The 6,408-nt window shown below is 38.3% G+C and carries 7 protein-coding genes and 1 pseudogene; 3 read left to right on the forward strand and 5 right to left on the reverse strand.

The window, feature by feature from the left end; genetic code table 11:
- Nucleotides 1-345, forward strand: a pseudogene (locus tag ACEW8U_RS20040) (hypothetical protein); the annotation flags it as partial.
- Here the strand turns inward: ACEW8U_RS20040 and ACEW8U_RS20045 are convergent.
- On the reverse strand, nt 342-782 hold the full coding sequence (locus ACEW8U_RS20045) for a hypothetical protein (RefSeq protein WP_373523828.1): 441 nt from the start codon (nt 780-782) through the stop codon (nt 342-344). The pseudogene ACEW8U_RS20040 and the gene ACEW8U_RS20045 sit on opposite strands and share 4 nt — an antisense overlap.
- Nucleotides 783-1,133: 351 nt before the next feature.
- On the opposite strand from ACEW8U_RS20045, the gene rluF reads away from it, so the two are divergent.
- Together rluF and ACEW8U_RS20055 are read left to right on the forward strand one after the other, a co-directional pair.
- Nucleotides 1,134-1,868 (forward strand): 23S rRNA pseudouridine(2604) synthase RluF, encoded by a 735-nt coding sequence (gene rluF / locus ACEW8U_RS20050; protein ID WP_373523829.1) that lies wholly within the window; start codon nt 1,134-1,136, stop codon nt 1,866-1,868.
- Between the two features lie 119 nt (nt 1,869-1,987).
- The gene (locus ACEW8U_RS20055; RefSeq protein ID WP_373523830.1) at nt 1,988-2,668 is read left to right on the forward strand and encodes an OmpA family protein; all 681 of its coding nucleotides are present in this window, start codon (nt 1,988-1,990) and stop codon (nt 2,666-2,668) included.
- 60 nt (nt 2,669-2,728) lie between these two features.
- On the opposite strand, the gene ACEW8U_RS20060 is transcribed toward ACEW8U_RS20055, so the two are convergent.
- From ACEW8U_RS20060 to ACEW8U_RS20075, 4 genes are all read right to left on the reverse strand, one after another.
- Entirely contained in the window at nt 2,729-3,499 is a 771-nt protein-coding gene (locus ACEW8U_RS20060; protein ID WP_373523831.1) for an XRE family transcriptional regulator, read from the reverse strand.
- Between the two features lie 11 nt (nt 3,500-3,510).
- Nucleotides 3,511-3,768, reverse strand: coding sequence for a hypothetical protein (locus ACEW8U_RS20065; RefSeq protein ID WP_373523832.1), 258 nt, complete (start codon nt 3,766-3,768; stop codon nt 3,511-3,513).
- Between the two features lie 196 nt (nt 3,769-3,964).
- Entirely contained in the window at nt 3,965-5,104 is a 1,140-nt protein-coding gene (locus ACEW8U_RS20070; RefSeq protein ID WP_373523833.1) for an ATP-binding protein, read from the reverse strand.
- A gap of 505 nt (nt 5,105-5,609) precedes the next feature.
- A partial coding sequence (locus ACEW8U_RS20075; RefSeq protein ID WP_373523834.1) for a helix-hairpin-helix domain-containing protein occupies nt 5,610-6,408 on the reverse strand: 799 nt, incomplete at its 5' end.

Consider the following 6,408-nt stretch of genomic DNA (forward strand, 5'->3'; position numbering starts at 1 on the left):
AAAGAAGCACCCCTAACCATTCATTATCTAATCAAGGACTCCAACAATGAAGTGAAAGAAGTCAGTCTAACGGTTAATTTTTCAGTTCGAAAAATGGAAGTCAAGGTTAATGGTGAAGAAAAGGAAGCAGATTGGGAGGAAACCAAAACCTTGTTGTCACATATTTTTATTCCTGATTATGATTATGGGCTTGCGAAAGAAAAAAAACCTGGCCAACAAGGAAATTTTATAGATTGTGGAGACGGATATTGGCATGAACTTGGAAAAGGAGTCATCAATATAGACGACTCCTTTGATGCTGTTGCCAAAATCAAGAAAGGCTTCAAAAAGCTGATTTCTTCCTAAGGAAGTGCGTTTTTATAGAAGTCCCTGACAAAGGCCAAAAGTTGATTATCCGTTAATTTATCACTGCTTTGAATGGAAAACCATTTTCCATTGTATGATTTGTTTTCTCTGAGTCTATTTCTCAATTGCTCCTTAGCAGTACCTGGTCCAAAAAGTAGGATATCTTCAAACCTATGAAGCTTTCCTTCCATCAGTTTGAAATATTCATTCAGTTCATTCTGGGTGATATTATTTTTTTTGTGCTCATTGTTGGAGGCATGTTCAGGATTTGGGGAAAACCGGGTCATGTCATTGACCTCACCCTCAATCCTTTTGATACTCTCATAAGGTGAGTCAATTGTCTCAATTATTTCAACATTACCATTGTTGTATCCAATAAGTTGGGCTTTGGAATGATCGATCCAAACTCCAACTTGTTTAAATGAATTGTTACTCATGTTTTTTTCGGGTTTATTTTATGGTTAATTATCAGATTTCAATAAAATTCAAGATACAAATTTTTGATAAATACCTCCTACTTTTAACTCCCTTTAACTTTTGTCAGATTATCTTCTGCCAAAGTGATATTTTCAATTCCCCTAAGCAAGGCAATAGGATAAAAGAATCCCTTATTTTTTGAAATAAAAACGTATATCGGGACATAACAGCAAGGGTTAATGCTATTTCTGAACTTTCAATTTAAAACCAAACCAATAAAAAATTTATAATGTAAATCACTGAAAACGCTGACTTTTGTTTTTTGACAAAAATGAAAAGTATCTTTCGGGAAAAATCATATTCAAATCAAGATGAGTGAAGTGCAGGGTACCAGAATCAACAAATACCTCAGCGAAGTAGGTTTTTGCTCCAGAAGGGCTGCTGATAAATTAATTGTAGAAGGTTGTGTTACTATTAATGGAAAGGTTCCTGAAATGGGCACCAAGACATTTCCAGGAGATGAAATCCGAGTTAATGATAAACTGATTTCTGAACCTAAAGAAGATCATGTTTATATCGCGTTCAACAAACCTGTCGGGGTAGTCTGCACCACGGACACCAAAGCTGAAAAAGACAATATTATTGATTATATCAACCACCCAAAGCGTATTTTCCCTATTGGAAGGCTGGACAAGCCCAGTGAAGGACTGATTTTGCTGACCAGTGATGGGGATATTGTCAATAAAATCCTAAGGGCAAAAAACAACCACGAAAAAGAATATTTGGTCACGGTAAACAAACCCCTTTCTAAGGCTTTCATTCAGAAAATGACCAATGGAGTGCCAATTCTGGATACTGTTACTCAGAAATGTGAAGTCAGACAGATCAGCCACAATAAATTCAATATTATCCTTACTCAAGGGCTGAACAGGCAGATCAGAAGAATGTGTGAATACCTAGGATATGAAGTCACCAAATTGAAGCGTATTCGAATCATGAATATCCCTCTAGACCTGCCAATTGGCAAATGGAGGGACCTGACAAAAAAGGAAATGGAGCAAATTAATCACTTAGTGGCAGACTCTTCTAAGACCTACGAAGAATAAATGGGTCGAAACTAACGCTTTTTTTAAAATTTTAGTATTTGGCATGATGTTGGAACAAGTAATAAAAGGTTGTAGGTTCCTATCGGCCAAAATCAATTTCTAAACCAACTATTCTTACTATGAAAGCTTTAAAATTTAAATCGGGCATATTTGCCCATTTCTTAGTTGTTATTTTCCTTTTAAGTTGTTCAAGCTGGAACAATACCCAAAAGGGTGGTGCTATAGGTGCAGGAACAGGTGCTGCTGCAGGCGGCTTATTTGGTTCCAAAAAAGGTAAAACAGCTGAAGGCGCCGTCATTGGCGCAGTTATTGGGGGCGCCGTCGGTGCAGGTATTGGAGTCTATATGGACAAACAAGCTGAGAAATTGGAACAGGAAATGAAAGACGCCGAAATTGAAAGAGTAGGAGAAGCCATCAAAGTGACTTTCGATTCTGGAATCCTTTTTGGTTTTGACTCTTTCTCCCTTACCCCTGCATCACAGGAAACAATCATGAAGTTTGCAGATGTACTAAATGAATACCCTGATACGGATATCACGATTGAAGGCCATACTGATAACAGAGGTGCCTATCAATACAACCTCAATCTTTCTCAAAAAAGAGCTGAGGCAGTAAGCAATTACCTAAAGATGCAGCAGGTGAGTGGTGATAGGATGGTTACTAATGGGTATTCATTTGATAGGCCTATTGCTGATAACACCACTGACGAAGGTCGTGCGAAAAACAGAAGAGTTGAAATTCTTATTACTGCGAATGAAGATTTGATCGAAAAAGCCGAGAAAGGCGAGATAAAAAATTAATTTACTCAAATAATCAATTTTTAATACCAAAGAGCCATTTTCCAAAAAATGGCTCTTTTTTTATCTATTTAACCTGATGATTTCTGATTTTAGGTCAACAATCATCTGGGAAATGTCTTCAAGACTGACAGGCTTAGCCTTGTCTTTGGGATTGGGAAAATCAGTACTGATAAAAGCCTTGGCTTCCCATATTTCCAAGACATCCTCCCCTTTTACTTCATATGGTTTATAATGTTCATTGTCCGAAACCAAAAACAGTTTCCCGTTTTCATCCAGGTAATTGAAAACCCTCTTGTAAACCACACCTTCAGATGAAGTGACCAAGACATAAGTCTTACCGCTTTTAATTTCCTTCAGCTGTTCGACATAGGAACCGATAATGACTGTACCTGGCACCAAAGGCAGCATACTGTCCCCACTCAGTTCAAAAGCACGGTAAGTCGAGTTTCTTGAAAGTGTAGGGATATGAAACTGCGGTAAGGATTCCATATACTCCGGATCCGCAAAGCCATTGAGATATCCTGCTGATGCCTTCTGCGCGACCATGGTGATATTTTCCCTGTCCTGATCGTCAGCGGCGATTGTCAGTATTTTGATGTTTTTGCTTTGGTTTATCCTACGGCCATTTTGTTGGATGTCATTGTGTAGCAGTTCATCAATGCTCACCACAAACAATTCGGATAAAATGGCAAGGGTCGAAAGCTTAGGTTCTGACCTGCCGTCCTCATAGGCTGATATCATCGTCCTTTGCAGATCCAGCTTTTCAGCCAATTCACTTTGGGTCATCCCAGATTCTGACCTTAGAAATTTAAGATTCTTTGCGAGTAACATATTGCTTAATTTTATGCAGAATAAAGATAGAAATTGTTATCCTCCCTGACGGGGTTTTTTACTGAAAATGGATTCAATCCTGAAGTGGACATCCTCCTTCTTTCCAACCTCTCCTGTATCTCCGCAATGATTTCCCCGACAGGTTTAGGCTCATTGACCAACAAGTAGCCGTATTGAGGTTTTTGTTCATCTTCCACAAAAAATTTCACTTGACAATTGCCGGAAGGCAGTTCTTTTTGAGTCACAGATATTTTTTCCATTGCTTCCATGTTTTTTCTGTTTAACAGGAGCTAATATAAAAAGGTTATTTTTAATAACATATAGATGTTTGTAAAATTAACATTACTGTGACGTATACTGTCGGGAAATTTTGATTGGAAGATTGGAAAATTGCAAGAATGGAACATTGATCCACCAAAATAAGGATACCAGTAATCCTATTTCTTACATCTTAAATCTTGTGTCTTATATCTTTTGTCTATTTTTATCCATCACAAATTCCCTGAAATTTTCCCGATGGATGACTTTGGTCTCCGCATTATAAGATTCAACAAATGAAGCAGGAAAACTTACTTTTTGTTTGGGATTCCATTTGAATTCAAATCCAAGAACCTTGCCATCAAATGTTTCAACAAAATCAACTTCCTGTTGGAATTTGGTTCTCCAGAAAAAAATCTCCCTGTTCAACTTGTGATATTCCAGAAATTTCACTCTTTCACTAATTAGGAAATTCTCCCAAAGGGCACCGATATCATTTCTGAGTGAAACAGGGGAGAAGTTATTTATCAAAGCATTTCTCACTCCATTGTCATAAAAATATATCTTTTTGTTTGTTTTAATTTCATTGCGCAGGTTTCTGCTGAATGTCCCTAACCTAAAAATCACAAAAGCCTGTTCCAACAATTCAATATAACTGATGACGGTTTTGACATCGATTTTCAAAAGATTGCTGAGTTCATTAAATGAAACTTCATTTCCGACCTGATAAGCCAAAGCTTGTAACAACCTATGAATGGCATCAGGCTTCTTTATAAGTCCCAAAGAAAAAATATCCTTATAAAGATAGCTTTCTGAAAGCTCCAAAAGCAACTCCTTTTGCTCCGCAACATTGGTCAGAATTTCCGGATACATTCCAAACACAAGTCTTTCTTCAAGACTTTGCTCAGCCCTTATATATCCTGCATGTTTTTCCCACTCTTCCCAACTGATTGGATATAAAAAACATGTCCACTTTCTTCCCGTAAGCGGCTCTTGAGTCAATCCTGAAAGTTCAAAAGATGAAGATCCACTTACCAAGACCTGTAAATCGTTGAACCTGTCATGTATTATTTTGAGCGTAATTCCAATGTCTTTGATCCTTTGGGCCTCATCAACAAAAACCAACGGATAATTTCCCAAAATACCTTTCAATTGTTCAGTATTTGGAGAATTTAGGAGTTCTCTGATAGTTGGATCATCCCCATCCAAAAACAAAAAGTTTTCGGATTTCAGAATTTCATTGATCAAAGTTGTTTTACCAACCTGTCTTGGACCAATAATAATAATGACTTTTCCCTTATAAAGCTTATCCTTTATCCACTGTTTTTGTAATCTTGCTATCTCCATGATCAAGAGGTTTTGATAGTTAATCAATCTTAACTGGTTCAAATATACCAACTTTTATGGAGTTAACTCCACAAAAGTAGCTACTTTTGTGGATCGTATTCCATAAAAGTAGCTACTTTTGTGGATTTGGCAGGATAGCGATATAAAAAAAGACCTCCATTTCTGGAAGCCTTGATCCAAGGAAGAAACATCTCAAGAGATTCTATTGATGTTTAATTTACATTTATCTGATCCTCGTGAGATGCTTCTCCACGATAGCCCCGATAGCTATCGGGGTGATCAGCATGACGGCTGCTCCGATTTATGTCATTGGTACGGTAGGAGAAGTCTAATTGGTTGGTATGGAGAACAAGTTTCTATCATGGACAATCCACAATTAAGTTTATTGTGCCTCCTTCCTTTCCAATCCTCCCAACCTTAAACCAAACCACTCCATACTTCCTTATATCTTAACTTCCAATCGATTACTTTCTACTGCCAACTGAGACTGAACACTGACCACTGATCACTTCCCAAACCTCCCCTTCAACATCGCCAACTTCGCCGCCATATCACCTTCTGCTTCAGGTTCTTCTTTTTTCTTTTTTTCTTTGGGAGTGAATTTTCCCCTTTCGGCAAACGGGTCGGACTTCATGCTTAGGGCAATCCTTTTCCTTGAGCTATCCACTTCCGTGACTGTTACATGGACCTTTTGATTGACTGAAACGACTTGGGCTGGATCGGTCACATACTTGTCTGCCAAATGGCTTAAATGTACCAATCCATCCTGATGTACACCGATATCCACAAACGCCCCGAATTTGGTAATGTTGGTGACAATACCCGGTAACTTCATACCCACCATCAGATCTGACATGGCATTAACTCCATCCTGAAAGCTGAAAACCTCAAAGGTTTCCCTTGGATCCCTTCCCGGTTTGGAGATCTCCTCCATGATATCCTGAAGCGTTGGAAGACCGACAGTTTCAGAAATATAATTTTTCAAAATGATTTTTGACCTCAGTTCCTCTGAATTCATCAAATCATCGACTTTGGCACCGATATCCCTGGCCATTTTCTCCAACAATTCATATCGTTCGGGGTGTACTGCACTGGCATCCAAGGGATTTTTGGCATTTCTGATCCTCAAAAACCCAGCTGCCTGTTCAAAAGCTTTGTCTCCCAACCTTGGTACTTTTTTGATTTCATTCCTGCTTTTGAAGGGTCCATTTTCATTTCGGTAGCTAACAATATTCTGTGCCAATACAGGTCCTAATCCCGATACATAAGTCAAAAGTTGTTTGGAAGCGGTATTCACTTCAACC

Source organism: Aquiflexum sp. (assembly GCF_041751335.1).
Lineage (GTDB): Bacteria > Bacteroidota > Bacteroidia > Cytophagales > Cyclobacteriaceae > Aquiflexum.

What these genes read in the sequence shown, in the direction of transcription:
- ACEW8U_RS20055 (WP_373523830.1), top strand. Translation starts at nt 1,988, where the DNA reads ATGAAAGCTTTAAAATTTAAATCGGGCATATTTGCCCATTTCTTAGTT.
- ACEW8U_RS20060 (WP_373523831.1), bottom strand. Translation starts at nt 3,499, where the DNA reads ATGTTACTCGCAAAGAATCTTAAATTTCTAAGGTCAGAATCTGGGATG.
- rluF (WP_373523829.1), top strand. Translation starts at nt 1,134, where the DNA reads ATGAGTGAAGTGCAGGGTACCAGAATCAACAAATACCTCAGCGAAGTA.
- ACEW8U_RS20045 (WP_373523828.1), bottom strand. Translation starts at nt 782, where the DNA reads ATGAGTAACAATTCATTTAAACAAGTTGGAGTTTGGATCGATCATTCC.
- ACEW8U_RS20070 (WP_373523833.1), bottom strand. Translation starts at nt 5,104, where the DNA reads ATGGAGATAGCAAGATTACAAAAACAGTGGATAAAGGATAAGCTTTAT.
- ACEW8U_RS20065 (WP_373523832.1), bottom strand. Translation starts at nt 3,768, where the DNA reads ATGGAAGCAATGGAAAAAATATCTGTGACTCAAAAAGAACTGCCTTCC.